Annotated in this window: 21 protein-coding genes; 10 read left to right on the top strand and 11 right to left on the bottom strand. The window is 67.8% G+C overall.

Annotated elements, in window-relative coordinates:
• Positions 1–2 precede the first annotated feature (2 nt).
• The 4 genes from KF730_RS05890 to gspL all read right to left on the bottom strand — a co-directional run bounded on the left by KF730_RS05890 (position 3) and on the right by gspL (position 4,462).
• The gene (locus KF730_RS05890) at positions 3–1,220 is read right to left on the bottom strand and encodes a type II secretion system F family protein (RefSeq protein WP_294092894.1); all 1,218 of its coding nucleotides are present in this window, start codon (positions 1,218–1,220) and stop codon (positions 3–5) included.
• Between the two features lie 133 nt (positions 1,221–1,353).
• Positions 1,354–2,841: a type II secretion system ATPase GspE gene (gene gspE / locus KF730_RS05885; protein ID WP_294092892.1), complete on the bottom strand. Its 1,488-nt coding sequence runs from the start codon at positions 2,839–2,841 to the stop codon at positions 1,354–1,356.
• Complete coding sequence (locus KF730_RS05880) at positions 2,838–3,335, bottom strand: type II secretion system protein M (protein ID WP_294092890.1); 498 nt, start codon at positions 3,333–3,335, stop codon at positions 2,838–2,840. The genes gspE and KF730_RS05880 overlap by 4 nt, the downstream gene beginning before the upstream one ends.
• Positions 3,332–4,462 carry a type II secretion system protein GspL gene (gene gspL / locus KF730_RS05875; RefSeq protein WP_294092889.1) on the bottom strand — a complete coding sequence of 377 codons (1,131 nt, stop codon included), beginning with the start codon at positions 4,460–4,462 and terminating at the stop codon, positions 3,332–3,334. Before gspL ends, KF730_RS05880 begins: the two co-directional genes overlap by 4 nt.
• Before the next feature lie 21 nt (positions 4,463–4,483).
• Here gspL and gspG point away from each other — a divergent pair, with 21 nt between their 5' ends.
• The 6 genes from gspG (at position 4,484) to KF730_RS05845 (ending at position 9,121) form a co-directional block, all read left to right on the top strand.
• Positions 4,484–4,942: a type II secretion system major pseudopilin GspG gene (gene gspG, locus KF730_RS05870; protein WP_294092887.1), complete on the top strand. Its 459-nt coding sequence runs from the start codon at positions 4,484–4,486 to the stop codon at positions 4,940–4,942.
• Positions 4,943–4,945: 3 nt separating this feature from the next.
• A complete protein-coding gene (locus tag KF730_RS05865) occupies positions 4,946–5,485 on the top strand; it encodes a GspH/FimT family pseudopilin (protein ID WP_294092885.1) in 540 nt (179 codons plus the stop codon).
• Positions 5,482–5,934 carry a type II secretion system minor pseudopilin GspI gene (gspI, locus tag KF730_RS05860; protein ID WP_294092883.1) on the top strand — a complete coding sequence of 151 codons (453 nt, stop codon included), beginning with the start codon at positions 5,482–5,484 and terminating at the stop codon, positions 5,932–5,934. Before KF730_RS05865 ends, gspI begins: the two co-directional genes overlap by 4 nt.
• A complete protein-coding gene (locus KF730_RS05855; RefSeq protein ID WP_294092881.1) occupies positions 5,931–6,734 on the top strand; it encodes a type II secretion system protein N in 804 nt (267 codons plus the stop codon). The genes gspI and KF730_RS05855 overlap by 4 nt, the downstream gene beginning before the upstream one ends.
• Before the next feature lie 10 nt (positions 6,735–6,744).
• Entirely contained in the window at positions 6,745–8,781 is a 2,037-nt protein-coding gene (gspD, locus tag KF730_RS05850) for a type II secretion system secretin GspD (RefSeq protein WP_294092879.1), read from the top strand.
• A 145-nt stretch (positions 8,782–8,926) separates the two neighbouring features.
• On the top strand, positions 8,927–9,121 hold the full coding sequence (locus KF730_RS05845) for a hypothetical protein (RefSeq protein ID WP_294092878.1): 195 nt from the start codon (positions 8,927–8,929) through the stop codon (positions 9,119–9,121).
• A 7-nt stretch (positions 9,122–9,128) separates the two neighbouring features.
• On the opposite strand, the gene KF730_RS05840 is transcribed toward KF730_RS05845, so the two are convergent.
• From KF730_RS05840 to KF730_RS05815, 6 genes are all read right to left on the bottom strand, one after another.
• Positions 9,129–9,548: a hypothetical protein gene (locus KF730_RS05840; RefSeq protein WP_294092876.1), complete on the bottom strand. Its 420-nt coding sequence runs from the start codon at positions 9,546–9,548 to the stop codon at positions 9,129–9,131.
• Positions 9,539–10,003 (bottom strand): hypothetical protein, encoded by a 465-nt coding sequence (locus KF730_RS05835; protein WP_294092874.1) that lies wholly within the window; start codon positions 10,001–10,003, stop codon positions 9,539–9,541. Before KF730_RS05835 ends, KF730_RS05840 begins: the two co-directional genes overlap by 10 nt.
• Positions 10,000–10,497, bottom strand: coding sequence for a hypothetical protein (locus tag KF730_RS05830; RefSeq protein ID WP_294092870.1), 498 nt, complete (start codon positions 10,495–10,497; stop codon positions 10,000–10,002). Before KF730_RS05830 ends, KF730_RS05835 begins: the two co-directional genes overlap by 4 nt.
• A gap of 238 nt (positions 10,498–10,735) precedes the next feature.
• A complete protein-coding gene (locus KF730_RS05825) occupies positions 10,736–11,128 on the bottom strand; it encodes a hypothetical protein (protein WP_294092868.1) in 393 nt (130 codons plus the stop codon).
• Between the two features lie 47 nt (positions 11,129–11,175).
• Positions 11,176–12,480, bottom strand: a complete 1,305-nt coding sequence (locus tag KF730_RS05820; protein WP_294095769.1) for an amidohydrolase family protein — start codon at positions 12,478–12,480, stop codon at positions 11,176–11,178.
• A complete protein-coding gene (locus KF730_RS05815) occupies positions 12,480–13,898 on the bottom strand; it encodes an amidohydrolase (protein ID WP_294095766.1) in 1,419 nt (472 codons plus the stop codon). Before KF730_RS05815 ends, KF730_RS05820 begins: the two co-directional genes overlap by 1 nt.
• Before the next feature lie 173 nt (positions 13,899–14,071).
• Here KF730_RS05815 and KF730_RS05810 point away from each other — a divergent pair, with 173 nt between their 5' ends.
• Together KF730_RS05810 and KF730_RS05805 are read left to right on the top strand one after the other, a co-directional pair.
• Positions 14,072–16,453 (top strand): PAS domain S-box protein, encoded by a 2,382-nt coding sequence (locus tag KF730_RS05810; RefSeq protein ID WP_294092866.1) that lies wholly within the window; start codon positions 14,072–14,074, stop codon positions 16,451–16,453.
• Positions 16,450–17,064, top strand: a complete 615-nt coding sequence (locus KF730_RS05805) for a response regulator (RefSeq protein ID WP_294092865.1) — start codon at positions 16,450–16,452, stop codon at positions 17,062–17,064. Before KF730_RS05810 ends, KF730_RS05805 begins: the two co-directional genes overlap by 4 nt.
• Here KF730_RS05805 and KF730_RS05800 read toward each other — a convergent pair.
• Positions 17,061–17,396, bottom strand: a complete 336-nt coding sequence (locus tag KF730_RS05800; protein WP_294092863.1) for a hypothetical protein — start codon at positions 17,394–17,396, stop codon at positions 17,061–17,063. The two genes, KF730_RS05805 and KF730_RS05800, sit on opposite strands and share 4 nt — an antisense overlap.
• Positions 17,397–17,556: 160 nt before the next feature.
• On the opposite strand from KF730_RS05800, the gene KF730_RS05795 reads away from it, so the two are divergent.
• Both KF730_RS05795 and KF730_RS05790 read left to right on the top strand, forming a co-directional pair.
• Complete coding sequence (locus KF730_RS05795) at positions 17,557–18,225, top strand: thymidylate kinase (protein WP_294092861.1); 669 nt, start codon at positions 17,557–17,559, stop codon at positions 18,223–18,225.
• A gap of 84 nt (positions 18,226–18,309) precedes the next feature.
• Complete coding sequence (locus tag KF730_RS05790) at positions 18,310–19,431, top strand: fumarylacetoacetate hydrolase family protein (RefSeq protein ID WP_294092860.1); 1,122 nt, start codon at positions 18,310–18,312, stop codon at positions 19,429–19,431.
• Positions 19,432–19,435 lie beyond the last annotated feature (4 nt).

Raw genomic sequence — 19,435 nt, 5'->3', positions numbered from 1 at the left:
CTTTAGAGCGTCACCAGATTGTTGAGGTTGATGATCGGCAGCAGGATCGCCAGCACCATCATCAGCACCAGCCCGCCCATCACCAGCAGCACCAGCGGCTCGGCGAGCGCGACCAAGGCGGAAACCAGGGCATCGAGCTCGCGCTCGAGCTCGGTCGAGGCGCGGCTGAGCGCCGGGGCGAGCTTGCCCGACGATTCGCCCGAGGCGACGATGGCAACGAGCATCGTCGGGAACACCCCCGCCTCCTGCATCGCCGCGCGCAGGCTGATGCCTTCGCGGACGCGGGCGGCGACCCCGAGCGCCTTCTCGCGGACCCAGCGATTGGGGGTGACCGCAGCGGCGGCATGCAGCGCCTCGACCAGGGGCACGGCGCTGCCGACGAGCGTGGCGAGGCTGCCGGCGAAGCGGGCGGCGCTGAGCTGGCGGCTGAAGCGGCGGAACGGGCGGCGTTCGGAGAAGAAACGGTCCATCCGCAACCGGTTGGCAGGCACCCGTGCCCAACGCGCGAACCACAATGCGAGAACAGCCAGCAGGAGCAACGCATAGAGCCCGAATTTCTGGACGAACCAGCTGATCGCGATCAGCATCCGGGTGAGCAGCGGCAGATCGGCGCCGCGCGAGATGAAGACACGGACGATGTCAGGGACGACATAGACCATCAGCATCGCCATCATTCCGAACGAAACGATTGCGAGCAGCGCCGGATAGAGCAGAGCGAGCTGGAGCTTCTGGCCGTTCGCCTGCCGGTTCTCGACGAATTCGGCGAGATGGTTGAGGACATCGGGCAGCCTGCCCGACGCTTCGCCGGCGGCGACCGAGGCGCGATAGAATTCCGGGAACACCTTGGGCCGGGCGGCCAGCGCGGCGGCGAAGCTGCGGCCATCAAGGATGCTCGCGCGCACTTCGAGCAGCAATGCGCTGACCTTTGGCTGCTCGGACTGCGAGGCGACGAGGCGAAGCGATTCCTCGATCGCGATATCCGAGCCGACCAGCGTGGCGATCTGGCGGGTGATCGTGGCGAGTGCCTTGGGCGAGAGCGCGCCGCGGCGGAAATCGGGAAGCGATAGACCCTTACGGCGCTCGCCCGCGACTTCCACCGACAGCGGCAGCAGCGCCTGCTCGCGCAGCATTGCGCGGGCGGCGGCCGGCGTAGCGGCTTCGATCACGCCCTTGCGGGCGACACCGGCGCGATCGGCTGCCCTGTATGCAAAGGCTGGCATTATGATCCTCCCCGGCACGGGGAGGGGGACCAGCCGCAGACTGGTGGAGGGGGCGTGCAGCAGGCGGTGCGCTTCGTGGCGCTCCCCCTCCACCACCGCTTCGCGGCGGTCCCCCTCCCCGTGCCGGGGAGGATCATAGTGCCTCGTCCCGCACGACGCGCGCGACTTCCTCGACCGTGGTGAGACCAGCGCGGATCTTGTCGATGCCGTCATCGAGCAGGCTGGGGCTGCTCTTGCGCGCGCGCTTTTCAAGCTCGGCCTCGCTGGCGCCGTCATGGACCAGTTTCTGGAACTTCTCGTCGACCGCGACAACCTCATAGAGCCCGGCGCGGCCGCGATAGCCGTCCTGGTGGCATTCGCCGCAGCCCTCGGCGCGCCAGACCTTTTCGCCGGCCCGGATCGCGCCGCCGAGCAGCAGCGCATCGGCATCGGTCGCGGCATCCTCGCGGCGGCAATTGGGACACAGCTTGCGGACGAGACGCTGGGCGGCGAGGCCGACCACCATCGGCGCGAGCAGATAGCGCTCGACGCCCATGTCGATCAGCCGGGTTACCGAGCCGACGGCGCTGTTGGTGTGCAGGGTCGAGAGCACGAAATGGCCGGTCATCGACGAGCGGACCGCGACCTGCGCGGTCTCCTGATCGCGGATCTCGCCGACCATGATCACGTCCGGATCCTGGCGCAGGATCGCGCGCAGGCCACGCGCGAAGGTCAGGTCGGTACGCGGATTGACCTGGGTCTGGCCGATCCCGGCAAGTTCATATTCGATGGGATCTTCGACCGTCATGATATTGCGTTTACGGTCATTCAGCGTGTTGAGCGCCGCATATAGCGTGGTCGTCTTGCCCGATCCGGTCGGGCCGGTCACCAGCAGCATCCCGTGCGGGCGCTCGAGCAATTTGTTGAACACGTCGCGGTCGCGGGCGCTCATGCCGAGCGCTTCGAGATCGAGGCGGAGCGAGCCTTTTTCGAGCAGGCGCATCACCACCCGCTCGCCATGCTGGGTCGGAATCGTCGAGACGCGGGCATCGACGTCATGGCCGCCGATGCGCAGCGTGACGCGGCCATCCTGTGGCACGCGGCGCTCGGCGATGTCGAGCTTGGCCATCACCTTGATGCGGCTGACCAGCAACGGCGCCAAAGCGCGCGGCGGCTCGATGCGGTCACGCAGCACGCCATCGATGCGGAAGCGCACGACGAGGCGCTTTTCCTGCGTCTCGATATGAACGTCGGACGCGCCCTCTTTCACCGCCTCCAGCAAAAGCGCGTTGATCAGGCGGATGACGGGGGCGTCGTCGCGCGTGTCGAGCAAGTCATCGACCGCGGCGGCGCTGTCTGCCAACGCGGCGAGATCGATGTCGCCGATGTCGATGTCGGCCGCCGTGCCGGCGCCGCCGTAGGCCGCGCCGAGCGCCGCATCGAAGGCGGGATCGGCGACGGCGACGAACGCCGCCGCGGGAGCGATCCGCTGGACTTCGAGCAAGGCATCGAGCGCGGCGGCTTCGCGGTGGACGCATTCGAGACCATGGGCGCCGACGCGGAGCAGCACGCCGTTTCGGCGCGCGAAGCTATATGGCAAAACCGGAGGCGTATCGGGGATGAGAGCCAGCGTCTCGTTCATGGCGCCAGATCCACCACCGCCGAGACGCGGCCCGGCGCCTTGCCGCGCTGGATCGCGACGCGGGTGGCGCGCAGATCGCTGGTCGCGACGAGATCGGCGAGCCAGGCCATCAGATTATCGTAATTGGCGTCGGCCACGGTGACGCGGACGCCGCCCGAGGTCGCTTCGGGGGTGGCGGCGAGTCCGAGCGCGGCGGCGGAGGTGCTGGCGATCTCGAGCGGCGCGCCCTGGCGGCGCGGCGTGGGGGCGCGGCTCAACGTGCCGGCGGCAAGGGTACGGGCGTTGAGCGTCTCATAGGTTCGGATATCGGCGAGGGCATCGGCGCGGGCGGACTGGAGGGGTTTGATCACGCCGTAGGTCAGGACCAGCACCGCGAGCAGGGTGCCGAGCGAACCGACGAGGATGCGTTCGCGGCGCGACAGACCGCTCCACCACGTATCGAAGCGGATCAGGGCCGCGTCCAGCGCGGGCATGCGGGCGAGGATCACTTTCATGCGCCGCTCGCCGTGACGCGGACACTGCCGTCGCTGGCGGCGGTGACGGTGGCGGTGACGCGGGCGGCCTTGAGCGCGGCGTCGATCCGCGCGGCGAGACCGGGATCGCCGCTTTCGACATCCATGGTCAGCGTATTCGCCTGGAAGGTCATCGCGCGCATGGTGAGCGAGCCCGCCAGCGGCGCCAGGGCGCCCGACACGCGCGTTACCAGCGGGATGAAGCTGTCGGGGCGGCCGCTGGTGGCGGTGGGCAGCAGGTTGGTGACATCGCCGACCAGATCCTCGCCAATGGTGATTCCCGGCGCGGCGGTCGCGACCAGCGCGCGGGTATCGGCGGCGCGGCGGTTGGCGATCGAGCGCAGCATCAGCGTATCGGCCGTGGCGATGACGATATGCGCGGCGGCGCCCAAGGCGACGATCCAGCCGAGACGGCGCCAGATGCTCGAATAAGCCGCGTAACGGCGCGCATAGAGGCCCTGGCGGAGATCGAGGACCGGCCTGGCGAGCCGCTCGGCGACTCCTTCCGGGGCCAGATCTCCTTTCGCGGCGCTGGCCATGCCGACGGGCGGCGTATCCCCCGAATGGACGAAGTCCGGCTTGCCGGCCGCCTGCCAGGCGGCGGGCAGCATGGCGACGGGACAGGCGAAGGCGCCATCGTCGCCCCGCACCAGCGCCCGGTCGCCGCGGATATCGACCCACCATTCCTCGACGACCGCCGGCAGCGTCAGCGCGTCGGGAACGATGGCGGCATGGCCGAGACCCGCCGAATCGGCGATCGCGACCCACCGCGCCATCGCATCGTGGCCGGCCACCCCGACCATGTAGCGCTTCGGCCCGACCTCCGCACCCAGTGCGATATGGACGCTCTCCACCGGCTCGGCGATCCGGTCCTCGATCGCGAACGGCAGCGCGGCCATGCGCTTCGCCCGGCTCGGCAAAGGCAGATCGACTTCGAACAACCGCACCTGCTCGGTCGGGACGAGAATGGTTGCAGGGCCGCTGGCGTCGACTATGATCAGGCGGTCGCCCGCCAGCGTCCATACACCCGCGGCGCGCGGCGCTTCGAGGTCCGGCGCACCCATCGCGCTCGATCCGGCAGTCACAGAGGTTTCATGGGCAGGACGCATGAGGCGGGGATGCGCATAGTTTTGAAACAAATCAATGACCGCGTGGCGCGCCGCCGCCGCAATGTTCCGAACGGGGAAGCGGGCTTCACCCTTCTGGAAGTGATGATCGTGCTGATCATCGTCGCGATCCTGGCGGGGCTGGTCGCGGTCAACGTGATGGGCCGGCCCGACGAGGCCAAGGCCACCGCGACCAGGACCAACATCTCGACGATCGCCGGCGCGCTCAAGCTGTATCGCCTCGACAATGGCAGCTACCCGACCACCGAACAGGGGCTGAAGGCTTTGGTCGAGAAGACGACGACGCCGCCGCTTCCGGCCACCTTCGCGCCGGGCGGCTACCTCTCCGCACCGGCCACCGACGGCTGGGGCAAGCCGTATGAATATGTGTCCGACGGCAACAGCTTCACGATCCGCTCGCTGGGCAAGGATGCCAAGATCGGCGGCGAAGGAATCGACGCGGACATCGACGGCAAGGGCTGAACGATGCGCGGGGGCACCCCTCGGTCGCGGAGACCCTGTCGGCGCGAGGACATCTTTGGCGCTTCGGCCGAAGGTGGTTTCACGCTGATCGAGGTGCTGATCGTCCTCGTCATTATCGGCATCGCCGCGGGCGCGGTGACGCTCGGCATCGGCAGTGTCACCCGTGCCCCGAGCGTCGAGACCGAAGCGCGGCGGCTGGCGACGCGGCTGCAGGCCGCATCCGACGACGCGATGCTCGGCGACCGGCTGATCGCCTTCACCACCGAAGAACATGGCTATGGCTTCGCGACCTTCGCCGCGGACGGGAAGCTGGTCCCGCGCACCGACGATGCGCTGGGTTTTCATCAGCTGCCCTCCGGGATCGTCGTGACGCTGAGCGTGCGGCCGCCGGTGGTGCTCGGCATCGATGGCGCCAGCCAGCCGATGGCGGCGACGGTGGAGAGCGGCAACCAGCGCTGGGTGGTGACCTTTGACGGGCTGACCGCGCATGCGCTGCCGGCACCGGCACCGGCACCGGCACCGGCACCAGCACCGGCGGCATGAGGATTTTTCGTCTCGTTCTCCTGCGAAAGCGGGAGCCCAGGGTTACTGGCGACACGCTGGCAGCCCCGGGCTCGTGCTTTCGCAGGAGCACCATCGCCGGGCGAGGCGATAGCGGCTTCTCGCTGATCGAGGCGCTGGTCGCGCTGGCGGTGTTGGCGATCGCCACCGTCGGGCTGATGCGCGCGGTGGAATCGCATATCGATTCGACGCGCGGGCTGGAGCGGCGGGCGGCGGCGATGTGGGTGGCGGAGAACCGGCTGGCGGAGCTCGAGGCGGGCATTCCGGGCGCGGACAGGCAGGAGATGCTGGGCGAGCCATGGCGCATCGCGGTGGACCGCCAGAACACCAGCGACCCCGAAATCACTCGCGTTCGCATCGCGGTCACCGCGTTGCGGGATAACGCGGCGCTTGCATCGCTCGACGGCTTCGTGGACGGACGGAAACGATGATCGGGGGCTTCACACTTACGCCGCGGCAGGCACGCACCGGGCTCGACCTGGTGACCGGACTGGTCGTGGTCTCGGTCGCGGTGGCGCTGGCCGGACTGACCTGGCGAATCGCCGGGCATGCCGGAACCGGCGCGGTGACCGTGCCCTCCGGCGCCAGCGGGCCCGCTGTCACGCCCGACATCGCCCCTGCCCTGGCGCTAGCCCCCTTCGGCAAGGCCGTGGCGAGCGATGCCGGGATGGCGACGGCGCTGCCGCTGGAACTGAAAGGCGTATTCGCGGCCCGGCCGGCGGAATTGTCGGTCGCGTATATCTCGGTGAGCGGCGCGCCCGCGACCGCCTTCCGCGTCGGAGAGAAGGCCGGCGGAGGGACCGTCACCGCGATCCTGCGCGACCGGGTGATCCTGTCGAACGGCGGGCGCAGCGAGTTCCTCGCCTTCCCCGATCCGACGCTCTCGCCCGAGCAGCGCTCCGCTGCCGCCGCCAAGGGACCGGCGCAACCGCCGCTGGTGCCGGGTGTCGCCCCCGCGCAAGGCATCGCGCCGCCGGTCGCGGCCGCGCCGAACCCGGTCGATGTGCTCCAGCGCCTCGACGCGACGCCGGTCAGCGGCGGCTACCGCGTCGGCGCCAATGGCCCGCCAGGGATGCAATCGGGCGACGTCATCCAGTCGGTCAACGGCACCGCGCTCAGCGATCCGAGCGCCGCCCAGGGTGCCTTCGCCGCGGCGCAGGCGAGCGGCTCCGCCCAGATCCAGATCCTCCGCAACGGCAAGCCGCTCACGCTTACCGTTCCGCTGCGCTAAAAGGCCCTTCGTGAAGATTCGCACCGCCCTCGCCGCTCTCGCGCTCGCCTTAACCCTGCTCGACAGCATGGCGATGGCCCAGACCGCGCAGGACGCCGCACCCGCCGATGTCGTCGTCAATATGCGCGGCGTCGAGATTTCGGACGTCGCCGACCAGATCTCGCGGATCACCGGACGGACGCTGATCCTCGATCCGGCGGTGAAGGGGGTGGTGACGGTCACTTCCGCGACGCCGCTGTCGCCCGCCGGCGTGTGGGAGCTGTTCCAGTCGGTGCTGCGCGCCAATGGCTTCGCATCGGTGCGCTCGGGCCGGGCGTGGCGGATCGTGCCGGCGGCCAATGCCGTGCGCGACGGCGGCGTCCCCGGGCGCGGCGTGGGCGGACAGGCGCTGGTGACGCGGATGGTGCGGCTGCAGAACGTGCCCGCCGCCGATGTCGCGCGGGTGGTGCGGCCGCTGGTCGCGACCTTCGGCAGCGTCGAGCCGCTCAGCAGCCCCAACGCGGTGGTGATCACCGACTATGCCGACAATGTCAGGCGGGTCGAGGGCATCGCCCGCCAGCTCGACGGCGGCAGCGGTGCGACCTTCGCGACGATCGCGCTCAGGAATGGCGACGCGGCGGCGGTGGCGGAATCGCTGCGCGGCGTGCTTGGCGATGGCGGCGCCAAGGTGGCGGCGGACGCACGGAGCAACACGATCATCGTGCGCGGTACACCCGCCGCGGTGAACGAGGCGCGCAAGATGGCGCTGTCGCTCGATGCGCCGGGCGGGGCGACGCCGATCACGCGGATGTTCCGATTGAACTACGCCGATGCCGAATCGGTGACCAACATATTGCGCGGCATTCTGGGTCAGGGCGAAAGCGCCGATAATCCGATCGCGCGCAGCCTGTCCTCGACCGGCACCGCCGGTTCGCCTGGCCGCACCAGCGCTTCGCAGGCGCTATCCGGGCTGACCAGCGGCGCGACCGGCACCACGGCCGGCAACGCCAATCCGGCGATGGCGACGATGTCTGGCAGCAGCGAGATGCCGCAGGGCTTCACGACGCCGGAGCTGACCGTGCAGGCCGCTCCCGAGCTCAACGCCGTGGTGGTGCGCGGCAAGCCGCAGGCGATCCAGTCGATCGAGCAGCTCATCACCGATCTCGACGTGCGCCGCCCGCAGGTGCTGATCGAGGCGGCGATCGCCGAGATCACCGGCGACGATGCCGAGGCGCTGGCGGTGCAGCTCGGCACCAGCGGCGCGGTGCTGAACCAGGTCGAGGGCGCGGGCACATCGTTCACTACCCAGACCGGCGTGCCCTCGCTCGGCACGATCCTCGGCGCGCTGGGCGTGCCGGCGGCGGCGATCCTTGGCGAAGGCTTTACCGGCAATGTCGCGATCGGCGACGATTTCTCGATCCTGGTCCAGGCGCTGGGCGTATCGAGCAAGGCCAACCTGCTTTCGACGCCGCAGATCACCACGCTCGACAATGTCGTCGGCGAGATCGTCGTCGGACAGAACGTGCCGTTCGTCACCGGATCGATCCTGACCAACACCGGCACCGCGACGCCCTACACTACCATCGAGCGCAAGGATGTCGGCATCACGCTGCGCATCCTGCCGCGCGTCAATGCCGGCGACACGATCCGGCTGCAGGTCAATCAGGAGGCGTCGTCGATCGCCACCGCCAATGTGAGCGGGGCCGCCGACCTGATCACCAACCGCCGCGCGATCAACACCACGGTGCTGGCCGACAATGGCGAGACGATCGTGCTCGGCGGGCTGATCAGCGACGACTATATGGACGTGCGCCGCCAGGTGCCGATCCTTGGCGACATCCCGATCGTCGGCGAATTGTTCAAGAGCCGCCGCGAGAGCCGGCAGAAGCGGACGCTGTTCATCTTCCTCAAGCCGACGATCCTCCGCGACGGCAAGGACGCGGCGGCGGCGGCGAAGGACAGATATGCCCGGCTGCGCGCGGACGAGATCGCCAACAACAAGCGCAAGAGCCTGTTGCTGGCCCCGCCGACACCGCGGCTGACGGTCGAGATCGACGGGATTTATTGAGACGCTTACGCATAACCGTCGAGGGGCACTCGCCGGAGGTGCCTTTGGTGCGCTAACCGCGTTGCCGGCCCTTATCGCCGCGATTGTTTCCGGCGGCGCGGGACATGGCAATTACGCCGCCGCGCGGATGCTATTTCCCGGGCCCATGCTGCTGACGCCCCTTGAAGGTTCGATCGGCGCCTTCGCGATCTGTACGGCGCTGTTGCAGTTCCCGCTTTACGGCGCATTATCTGGCTGGAGCGTAGCGCGAAAGAAATATGGTGTGATCGCGCTGGTCGGCGCTTTGCACATCGCCGCAGCGATTTGGTGCTTTTCGGGCGCTCTGCCGAATTTTTCGTGATCGGACCCTAACCCGCAGGCAGCGGCACCCTTACCCGCTCGCTGCCACGGGTGAAGAAAGCCGCGTCGATGGCGAGGCTGGCGAGGTTCCAGCCATCGACGCTGTCGCCGATCTTGAGCGCGCGGGTGGTACCGTCGGCGGTCCTGACCAGAGCGACCGCATCTTCGCCGAGGCGGCCGACGATGCCGATCAGCGCGGGCGCGTCGGCGGGAGCGTCGTTACCGGTCTGGGCGACGGCACCGAACAGGTTACGCGCATAGACAGCGGCCAGCGGCGCTGGGGCGGCGGCCGCGATCGGAAGCGGAGCGGGCGCCGGTGCGGGCGGCTTCACGGCCCTGCCCGGCAGCAGCAGCGCGAGCGGAGTCGCGACCGCCGCCGCACCGGCTAGCGCAAGCGCGATGCTGGCCGAGCGCGCGGTCATCGCCATGCCGCGACCATATCGGCGGTGAGACGCACGCCGCCACCGGGAACGGGGTCGAGACGCCAGCGGCGCAGGCGCGTCAGCGGCCCGGCGCGTTCGAGCGCATCGGCGAGCGCGACCACGGCCTTTTCCGCGCCCGAGACACGGATGCGCAGCGCGGCGAGGCCGGGCGCGGCGGTGGCGGCGCTGGTCTCCTCGACGAGGACGCCGCCGGCTTTGGCGAGCGTCTGGACGCGGTTCATCATCGCGCCGCGCGCGGCGGCGATGTCTGGCGCGTGGATTTCGAGGCCGGGGGCCAGCACCGGCTGGGTGGCGGCGGGGCTGGCGGCGAGCGCGGCGAGGCGGGCATGCTCGGCGCGGACGGTGGCGAGCTTGCCGAGCACGTCGCCGGTGGCGGGCGCGAGCAGAAGGGCGACGAGCAACCCGGCACCGGTCCCGATGGCGAGCGGCGGCGGCTTCACTGCGCGTCCTGATGCAGCGAGACGAGCATCAGCCCGTCGCCCTGGCGCTGGCCGCTGTCGCGCAGGCCGGCGAGTTCGGGTGCGCGGCGGATCGCGGCGCGGAGCTTGTCGGGATCGACGGTCGTGACTTCGAGATCGAGCCCGCCCTGCGCGGTGCGCTCGGCGCGGGCCAGCATGGTGTCGGCGGGAAGCGCGCGGGCCAGCGTTTCGAGAGTGGCGCCCATCGGCGGGCGGTTTACCACCGCGGCGATTTCGGTGCGGGCGGTTTGGGCGGCCTGCTCGACGGCGAGGCGCGGGGCGAGATCATCGTTCAGGCGGACGATCGCGCTGCGTTCGTGGCGGATGAGAAGCTTGGCACCGGCGATGGTGAGGAGCGGCGCGAGGGCGATAAGCACCGCGATCGCGGCGGCGGCTTCCCAAGCTTGCGCGGGGCCGCGAAGCGCGGCGGTGAAGCGCGTGGCGAGCGGTTCGCGATCGGGCGGGCCGGGCTGCATGTGCCGGGCTTACGCGTTGATTGTTTCGGCGAAAACCCATCTGTCATCCCGGACCTGTTCCGTACTTATCCCATTCGAGCATGTGTCTCCCTGTGATTCCCCGGCGAAGGCCGGGGCCCAGGTGGAGAGGTCGCCGTAACGAAGCGCTGCGCCCGTCAATATCCGTCCACCAACTGGGCTTCGGCCTTCGCCGGGGAACCGCACATGTTCGATCGGGATAAGCGCCGAACGAAAGTGGTCAGCGATCGGACCGGCTGACGATCTGGGCGGTGCCGTCTGGCGTGATGGTGATCATGTGGCTGCCGCCGGGGGGACGGCAATTGGCACGCCACATCGGCTTGCCATCGACATCGTCGAGGCGATCCGAACTGGCGACGCCGTCGCAATCGATGCCGGCGTCCATCAGCGCGCGGACGAAGACGACGTTGCGCTGGCGATCGTTCATGCCGAGCACCGTGGCGAGCGCATTTTCGGACTCGAGCTGGTTGCCGACCGCATTGGCCTCGACCTCGCCAGCATTGGCCGGTTCATCGCTGTTGACGGTGGTGACATTCCGTTCGGCTTCGGGGGCACGGCCGCCGCAGCCGGCAAGCAGCAGCGCCAATGCGGGGGCGATCATCAATGCACGCATGCGTCTCTCCTCTACCGGCTCAATGCGGTTGCGGAACGATTGGTTCCTTAGTGCTGATACGCCTTGGGCAACGCGCCTTCCTTCGGCTCCCAATAGCGCTCCTTGAGGCGCGACTGGCGGCTGGCGAGCGGCTGCTCCACGCCATCGATGAAGACGTTGAGCGCGCTGCTGCCGATCTCAAGCGGATCGCCATCCCAGATCACCACATCGCCGCGGCGGCCGGCACGGAGCGAGCCATAATCGGCCCCCATCCCCATCACCTCGGCGGGCTTCGAGCTGATCGTCGCGAAGGCCGCGCCCCAATCCAGGCCGGCCGCGCCGGGGATACGGCCGAGCGCGACGAGATTGCCGGCATATTGCTTGACCCAGCGCGCCTGACGCGCCTCATCCTGCCCCAGCGTGCCGATGCCGACGAGCACGCCGGCCGCCTTCATCCGGCCGATGTTCGACTGGGTGGCGGCGAGCTTCTCGAAGGATGCGGGCAAGTCGCTGAGCGCGTTGGCCATCACCGGCACGCCGGCGGCGGCGATATCGCTCGCGACCATCCAGCCTTCGGCCGCGCCGACCAGCACCAGCCTGAGCGTCGGGAATTCGCGCTTGAGCCCGAGCACGACGAGGATGTCCGACGCGCGCTCGACATGGACGAGGAGCGGGACGGTACCGCGCAGGACCGGCACCAGCGCCTCGGCATCGGCGCGGGTGAGCAGCGCGTCCTTGCCGCGATCGAGGAAGCTGGCGGGCGCACGCTGATAGGCGGCGACCTCGAACAGGGCGTTGCGGAACGTCGCGATCGCCGCCGGGCGGCTGCCGCCCGCAGCCTGGCCGCCATCCTCGCCATATTCCATATACTGGAAGGCGCGCGGGCGCGAGACGCCGTTGCCGCCGGTGCCGAGATCGATGATCGCCCCCTGCCCCGCGAAGATCGAGCCGGTGCTGGTCTCCGGCGCGACGACGGCGCGGGTGACGCCCTCGGCGCGGTTGATCGCGATCGGCGAACTGCGCGGATTGACCGCGGGGGCTACGTCGAGCGCGGCGTGGAAGGGTGAACTGCCCGCCGACGCATCGTTGGTGGTGTTGACCGCATCGACTTCGACGATGCCCATGCGGGTGAAACCGGCGAAGATGCCGGGCGAGACCCATTTGCCGCCGGCATCGACCACGCGCATGCCCGCAGGCACCGCGACGCCGGGTCCAGCCGCGATCACCCGTCCGTCGCGGATGACGACGGTGCCGCCGTCCACGGGCTGCGAGCCATCACCAATGACGAGCTTGGCGTTGGTGATCGCCACGGTCTGCGCGGCCGCGGGTGCCGCGAACGCGAGCGCTGCGCTGGCGAGGAGGAGATGCCGGATCACTTCGTGTCTCCTTCGCCGGGTTGGCCGAGCTCGAAATCGGATACGGGCCTGCGTTTCGGATCGTTGGCGTCGTAGAGCAAGGCGCCGTCGACCCAGACCATTTGCGGGCGGGTGTAGACGCTGAACGGATTGCCGTTCCACAGCACCACGTCCGCCATCTTGCCCGCCTTGAGGCTGCCGGTCTTGTCGTCGATGCCGAGCGCCTTGGCCGGGTTGATCGCCAGCCACTTCCATGCGGCTTCCTCGGAGACGGTGAAGCCGGCCTTGATCCCCGAGGCGCGGGCCTTGGCCACTTCCTGGTTGAGACGCTGGATGCCGTTCTCGTCGTCCGAATGGATCATCGCGCAGGCGCCCTCCTTTTCGAGGATGGCGAGGTTTTCGGGGACCGCGTCATAGGCTTCCATCTTGAAGCCGTACCAATCGGCCCAGACCGCGGCACAGGTGTTGTTGGCCTTGAGCAGATCGGCGATCTTGTAGGCCTCGACCGCGTGGTGGAAGGCCGTGACCTTGTAGCCGAACTCCTTGGCCATATCCATGACGATGGCCATTTCGTCGGCGCGGTAGCAATGATTCTGAACGCGAATCTCGCCGTCGAGCACGCCGCGCAGCGTGTCCATGGCGAGGTCGCGCGACGGAGGCTCGCCGCCCTTCTCCTCATATTTGTCCCAGCGGCGCTTATATTCCTGCGCCCGCGCCCAGGTCTGGCGATCGACGGCGATATTGCCCATCCGGGTGGAGGGCATGCGGCCCTTGCTGCCATAGACGCGCTTGGGATTCTCGCCGCAGGCCATCTTGAGGCCATAGGGCGCGCCGGGGAACTTCATCCCCTGCATGGTGCGGGCGTAGACGTTCTTCACCACCACGGAGCGCCCGCCGAACAGGTTCGCCGAGCCGGGCAGGATCTGGAGCGTGGTGACACCGCCATTAGCAAGCGCACGGCCAAAGCCGGGATCCTGGGGCCAGACGCTATGCTCGGCCCAGACTTCGGCGGTGACCGGGCCGGTGGCTTCGTTGCCGTCCGAATTGGCCTGCACGCCGGGTGAAGGATAGTCGCCGAGATGGCTGTGGATGTCGATCACGCCGGGGGTGAGATATTTGCCGGTGCCGTCGATCACGGTGACGCCGGCTTCCGCGGCAAGGTTCTGCCCGAGCGCGACGATCTTGCCGTCGCGAAACAATACCGCGCCGTCATCGATCCGGCCGCCCTCGCCGTCGAAAATGGTGACATGCGTGACCAGAGTCGGGGCGCCGGGATAGGCGTGATAGGTGGACGGATATGGATCGTGGCTATAGCCCTTCCCCTTGCCAGGACCGGCGGCGGGCGCCGGATCGGAAGATGCGGTCTGCGCCTTGCCGCCGGTGGTGGCGCAGGCGGAGAGCCCGAGCGCGGCTCCTAACAGAAAGGTCGTTCGAATCACGCGGGGCTCCTTCCCTGGCATCGGCGCTCGTACCGGCGCCGCAACGGATTGATCGGCCCCGCGAAGCGCTTTGGCAAGATGCGAGCGTATCGGCACAAGCCATTTCACCCGCATCGGTCGTATATGTAGACTTTCTCATTCTGAGTATTAGCTTGAACCCGATGGAGTAGGTGAAACTGTTGGTCGGGACGAATGCGCCTGAGTGGCCGGTGAACCGGAAGGCGGCGGTGGGTTTCGCCGCGCTGGCATGCGTGTGCAGCCTGATCGCTTTTTCGGGTTGGGTTTTCCGGTCACCAACGCTGCGCGGGTTCGGGATCGAGAGCCTGCCGATCTGGCCGATCACGTCGCTCGGCTATTTCGCCCTCTCGCTGGGCTTTGTCGCGGCGATCGGCGGGAATACCAGACGCGCGCGGATATTATGGGCCGTGCCGATCGTCGTGGCGCTGCTCGCGCTGACGCAAAACATCCTGCATGCCGATTTCGGCATCGACACGTTGCTGTTCGGCGATGCGATCGGGGAATATGGCTTCCCGCATCCCGGCCGGCCGGGCGCGACGCCCATCACCATTTTCCTGCTGCTGGCGGGCGCCGCCTATTTCTCGGTGAGCAGCCGCTCGCGACGAGACGATGCCGCGAGCCTGATCTCCAGCGGCGTGATCGGGCTGGCATCGGCGTCGGCGATCCTGGTGCTGTTCTCGTCACCCGACGATCCGCTTTCGCAGCTATACCGCGTGTCGGTGCCGACCGCGGTGATGGCATTGTCGCTGGTCGCATCGTTCACGCTCTGGCAGAGCGGCTTTGGCTGGGTGAAGCTGCTGGGATCGAGCCGGCCGGAATCGCGGCTGATGCAGACGGTGATTCCGGCGGCCTTGCTGTTGCCGCTGGCGCCGTCGCTGCTGGGACTGGCGTTCGAGGCCGGAGGCGTGCTGTCGCCGCTGGGCGTCAAGCTGGTGGTGCTGATCGCCAATATCGCGCTGGTCGGCCTGATCGCCTATTGGGCCGTGCACCGCGTCGCGCTCGATCAGGCGGCGCTGCTCGAATCGATCGAGGCGCTACGCGCGAGCGAGACGCGGCTCTCGACCGCGACCGCAGCCGCCGAACTGGGCGTGTTCGAATGGGATGTCGCGACCGGCAAGTTCGCCTGGTCCGAGGGAACCGAGGCGCGGATGGGACTGGAGCCGGGATCGATGCCCGACTTCGACGCCTGGGCCGGGCTGATCGAGCCCGCCGACCTTGCCGCGACGATGCAGCATGTCGAGCGATGCGTGAGCCGGCAGGACGAGCGCTTCAGCTATCGCTATCGCTTCCGCCGGCCCAACGGCCAGGTCCGCGTTGTCGAGGGATCGTCGCGCGCTTTCTACAATGACGCTGGCGATTTGCAGCGCACGGTGGGCGTGCTGATCAACGTCACCGAACAGGAGGAGCGCGAGGCAGCGCTGCGCGGGCGCGAGGCGCAATTGCGCTCGATCCTCGACACCGTGCCCGATGCGATGGTGGTGATCGACGAAGAAGGCGTGATCCTCCAGTTCAGCGCGGCCGCCGAGGCGCTATGGGGCTACCCGCCGGAGGAGATGATCGGGCAGGATTACCGCCTCCTCTCGCCCAGGGACCAGTTCGAGCAGAATACCGCCAGGCTAGCCGAATATATCGAGAATGAACGCGGTCTCGCCGGCGAGACGATCCCCGCCATGGGCGAAGCCAAGGATGGTCGGCGCTTTCCCCTGGAACTGCGCGTCGGACTGGCGCGAGTCGATGGCAAATTGCTGCTGACGATGTTCGCGCGCGACATGACCGAGCGGCTCGCGGACGAGGAGCGGCTGAGCGGGCTGAGCTCGGAACTGGCCCATGTCTCTCGCCTGAGCGCGATGAGCGAACTGGCCGCCGACCTCGCCCATGAACTCAACCAGCCGCTGAGCGCCGCCGCCAATTTCCTCGCCGCCGCCGACATGCTGATCGAACGCGGCGAAGACATCGACCGGATCGGCGAATTGATCGGCATGGCCAATGACCAGACGCTGCGCGCGGGCGAGATCATCCGCCGGCTGCGCGCGTTCATGGCACGCGGGGAAGTCGAAATCCGCCCGGAATCGGTGGAGCAGACGGTACGCGACGCCGTCGAGCTGGTGTTGGTGGGCACCGGCCAGTTCCACATCCGCGTCGATTATGATTTCGATCCCGCAGCGGAGTGCATGCTGGCGGACAGAATCCAGATCCAGCAAGTACTCGTCAATCTTTTGCGCAATTCTGTAGATGCGCTGCGTAATGCACAAACAGCTTCCCGCCAGATAACTCTACGATCTCGAAAATTCGTTGAAAACATGATAGAGATAGAAATCGCGGACACTGGGCCGGGTCTTCCGGACTCTGTTCTCGAGCAGCTCTTTTCTCGATTTACGACGACCAAGGGGGAAAGAGGCGGAATGGGTATTGGACTTTCGATAAGCAAGCGTATCATCGAAGCCCATGGCGGCGAATTGACAGCGGGGAATCGTGCGGAAGGCGGCGCGTCATTCCGGTTCACGGTCGCGGCAGCGGAGGAGATGGAGGCATGACCAAGACCATCTATATCGTCGATGACGACGACGCCGTCCGGGCCTCGCTGCATAGCCTTCTTTCCGTGCAACCCGATCTGATCGTGCGCGGCTATCGATCCGGCGACGCCTTTCTCGAAGAGGTCGGCGAGCTCGACCCAGGCGTGGTGCTGCTCGATTTCCACATGCCCGGATCGAGCGGGCTGGACGTGCTCGGCACGCTGAACCGTAACGTCAGGTTCGTGCCGATCATCCTGACCGGCCAGGGCAATGTCGGCCTGGCGGTGCAGGCGATGAAGGCCGGCGCGCTCGATTTCATCGAAAAGCCCTATGACGCGCGCACGTTGATGGACGTGATCGCCCATGCCTTCGCGCAGCTTGAACAAGGCGGCGAGGCGGAAGCGCGGGTGCAGAACGCCAAGGCCAAGATCGGCCTGCTCTCACCGCGCGAAACCGACACGCTAAAGGGGCTGATCGAAGGGCGATCGAACAAGATCATCGCCTATGAGCTCGATATCAGCCCGCGCACCGTGGAGATCTATCGCGCGAATTTGATGGAGAAGCTGGAGGTGCGCAGCCTTTCGGAAGCACTCCGCATTGCCTTTGCCGCAGGCATGGTGCCGCACGCCTAGGCTTGCGGCGCCTGCCATTCGGGAAGCAGGTGTGCGATCTTCCTGGCGGCGTGCGCGCGCTCGATGCGGATCAGGCGCGGATCGTCGCTCTCCGGGCACATACCGGGCGACACCACCACCACGCGACGCCAGCGCGGATCGGCCAACAATCCCTCATACCCCCCGGCATGCGCGTCGATCGCCGCCTCGTCGGCGATCAACACGAGCGGCCGCTTCTTGTGACGCGCGAGGCGCGGATCGTTGAAATCGTCAGCGGTCAACACATCGGCACCCGCCATCGACACGCGCGCGACCAGCGTGCTTCGCAGGCCGGCCTCCCGAAGAATCAGCACCAGAAGGAGTGTTTCCGAGACCACGAGGCATCCGATTTCTGCGGGTATGCGCAATAAATAGACCGAACCGGGCGGAAATGCCTCTACGGGGTTCTCCGGAACAGACGTCTCGGCGAGGGACTCCCGTGACTTGTGAAGCGGGTCTGCTAAGGCTCGCGGCATGGGGATAATCGTCGCGATCGAAGGCGCCGACGGCGTCGGCAAGAACACCGCTGCCAACGGCTTGCGCGAAGCGCTCAACGCGGCGGGGCGCAGGGCGGAGGTGATCGGCTTTCCCCGCTATGGCGAGACCGTCGCGGGAGTGACGATCGGCCGCTACATGGCCGGGGACATGAGCGTGCCGGTGACGCCGCACGCCGCCGCGACGCTTTACGCGCTCGACCGGTTCGAATGGCGCGGCGCGATCCTGGACGCGGTGGCGGCGAACGACGTGGTGATCTTCGACCGCTATGTCGCGTCGAACATGGCCTATCAGGGCGCGCGCGTGCCGCCCGAAGAATCGCGGGCGCTGATGGAATGGATCCTGGCGCTAGAGACCGGACAGTTCGCCCTGCCCCGGCCGGCGCTGTCTATCTATCTCGATACGCCATGGGATCTCGCCAAGGCGATGATCCTGCAAAAGGCCGAGCGCAGCTACACCGCCAAAAGCTATGACGAATATGAGGCCGATGTCGCGCTCCAGCAGCGCGTGCGCGGCAATTACGAAGCGATCGTCGCCGCCGATCTGCTAGGCCCCTGGCAGATCATCCGCGCCAGCGAGGACGGCGCGATGCGCCCCCGCGACGCGATCGTCGGCGAAATCATCGCGCATATCGGCGCAATTCGCTAAGTCTGCGAGCCCTCACGACGCTTGACAGAAGCGCGGTGCCAAAGCACATGGTAGCGCTATCAAAGAACGGGTGGGCAGAGGAAGTTGAAGGCGTCTCCGGCGGATATTCTGCCTGCGGATCATTCGCAGGCAATTCTGATAGGCCGCATCCAGACGGATGCCGGGCCCAGCCCCGTCGTGCTGCGCGGCGGCGATCTGTTCGATGTCTCGCGCTCCGCCCCAACGGTTGCCGACCTGCTCGAGCGCGGCGACGCGGCGACGATCGCCGGTGAGCGCATCTGCGGCGTGGAGGCGATCGGTGGCGAGGACGGCCCGAGGCTGCTCGCGCCGGTCGATCTCCAGTGTATCAAGGCGTGCGGAGTCACTTTCGCGGTCTCGGCGATCGAGCGCGTGATCGAGGAGCGCGCGCGTGGCGATTCCGCGCGGGCCAACGAAATTCGCGGCGAACTGGAGGCCAAGGTCGGCTCGATCCGCTCGGTCGTGCCCGGCAGCGAAGAGGCGGCGACGCTCAAGGCGGCGCTGATCGATGCCGGCATGTGGTCGCAATATCTGGAAGTGGCGATCGGTCCGGATGCCGAAGTGTTCACCAAGGGTCCGGTGCTGTCCGCGGTCGGCTGGGGCGCCGATGTCGGCGTTCGCACCAACAGCGACTGGAACAATCCCGAACCCGAAGTGGTGCTGATCGTGACGCGGGCCGGCGAGATCGTCGGCGCGACGCTCGGCAACGACGTCAATCTGCGCGATATCGAGGGCCGCTCGGCGCTGCTGCTCGGCAAGGCCAAGGACAATAACGCATCGACCGCGCTGGGGCCGTTCATCCGGCTGTTCGACGAGCATTTCACGCTCGACGATGTCCGCGCCGCGACCATCGACCTGGTGATCGAGGGCACGGACAATTATCGCCTCGAAGGCACCAACAAGATGAGCGAGATCAGCCGCGATCCCGCCGATCTCGTGCGCCAGACGATGAGCGAGCATCAATATCCCGACGGTTTCGCGCTGTTCTGCGGCACGCTGTTCGCGCCGATCCAGGACCGCGACCATCCCGGCCGCGGCTTCACGCATAAGGAGGGTGACCGCGTCACCATCTCCACGCCGAAGCTCGGCAGCCTGACCAACCGTGTAACGACCTCCAAGGCCGCTCCCCCCTGGGAGTTCGGCATCCGCGATCTGATGCGCAACCTTTCCGGGCGCGGCCTGCTGTGACCGC

The sequence above is a fragment of the Sphingomonas sp. genome (assembly GCF_019635515.1).
In the GTDB taxonomy this organism is placed as follows: domain Bacteria; phylum Pseudomonadota; class Alphaproteobacteria; order Sphingomonadales; family Sphingomonadaceae; genus Sphingomonas.
Note: the sequence above shows the minus strand (reverse complement) of the source record. Positions and strands in the feature narration are given on the sequence as shown.

Excerpts from the sequence above, each read along its gene's own strand:
- KF730_RS05890 (WP_294092894.1), bottom strand. The coding sequence starts at position 1,220 with ATGCCAGCCTTTGCATACAGGGCAGCCGATCGCGCCGGTGTCGCCCGC.
- gspE (WP_294092892.1), bottom strand. The coding sequence starts at position 2,841 with ATGAACGAGACGCTGGCTCTCATCCCCGATACGCCTCCGGTTTTGCCA.
- KF730_RS05880 (WP_294092890.1), bottom strand. The coding sequence starts at position 3,335 with ATGAAAGTGATCCTCGCCCGCATGCCCGCGCTGGACGCGGCCCTGATC.
- gspL (WP_294092889.1), bottom strand. The coding sequence starts at position 4,462 with ATGCGTCCTGCCCATGAAACCTCTGTGACTGCCGGATCGAGCGCGATG.
- KF730_RS05865 (WP_294092885.1), top strand. The coding sequence starts at position 4,946 with ATGCGCGGGGGCACCCCTCGGTCGCGGAGACCCTGTCGGCGCGAGGAC.
- gspI (WP_294092883.1), top strand. The coding sequence starts at position 5,482 with ATGAGGATTTTTCGTCTCGTTCTCCTGCGAAAGCGGGAGCCCAGGGTT.
- KF730_RS05855 (WP_294092881.1), top strand. The coding sequence starts at position 5,931 with ATGATCGGGGGCTTCACACTTACGCCGCGGCAGGCACGCACCGGGCTC.
- KF730_RS05845 (WP_294092878.1), top strand. The coding sequence starts at position 8,927 with ATGCTGCTGACGCCCCTTGAAGGTTCGATCGGCGCCTTCGCGATCTGT.
- KF730_RS05840 (WP_294092876.1), bottom strand. The coding sequence starts at position 9,548 with ATGGCGATGACCGCGCGCTCGGCCAGCATCGCGCTTGCGCTAGCCGGT.
- KF730_RS05830 (WP_294092870.1), bottom strand. The coding sequence starts at position 10,497 with ATGCAGCCCGGCCCGCCCGATCGCGAACCGCTCGCCACGCGCTTCACC.
- KF730_RS05825 (WP_294092868.1), bottom strand. The coding sequence starts at position 11,128 with ATGCGTGCATTGATGATCGCCCCCGCATTGGCGCTGCTGCTTGCCGGC.
- KF730_RS05805 (WP_294092865.1), top strand. The coding sequence starts at position 16,450 with ATGACCAAGACCATCTATATCGTCGATGACGACGACGCCGTCCGGGCC.
- KF730_RS05795 (WP_294092861.1), top strand. The coding sequence starts at position 17,557 with ATGGGGATAATCGTCGCGATCGAAGGCGCCGACGGCGTCGGCAAGAAC.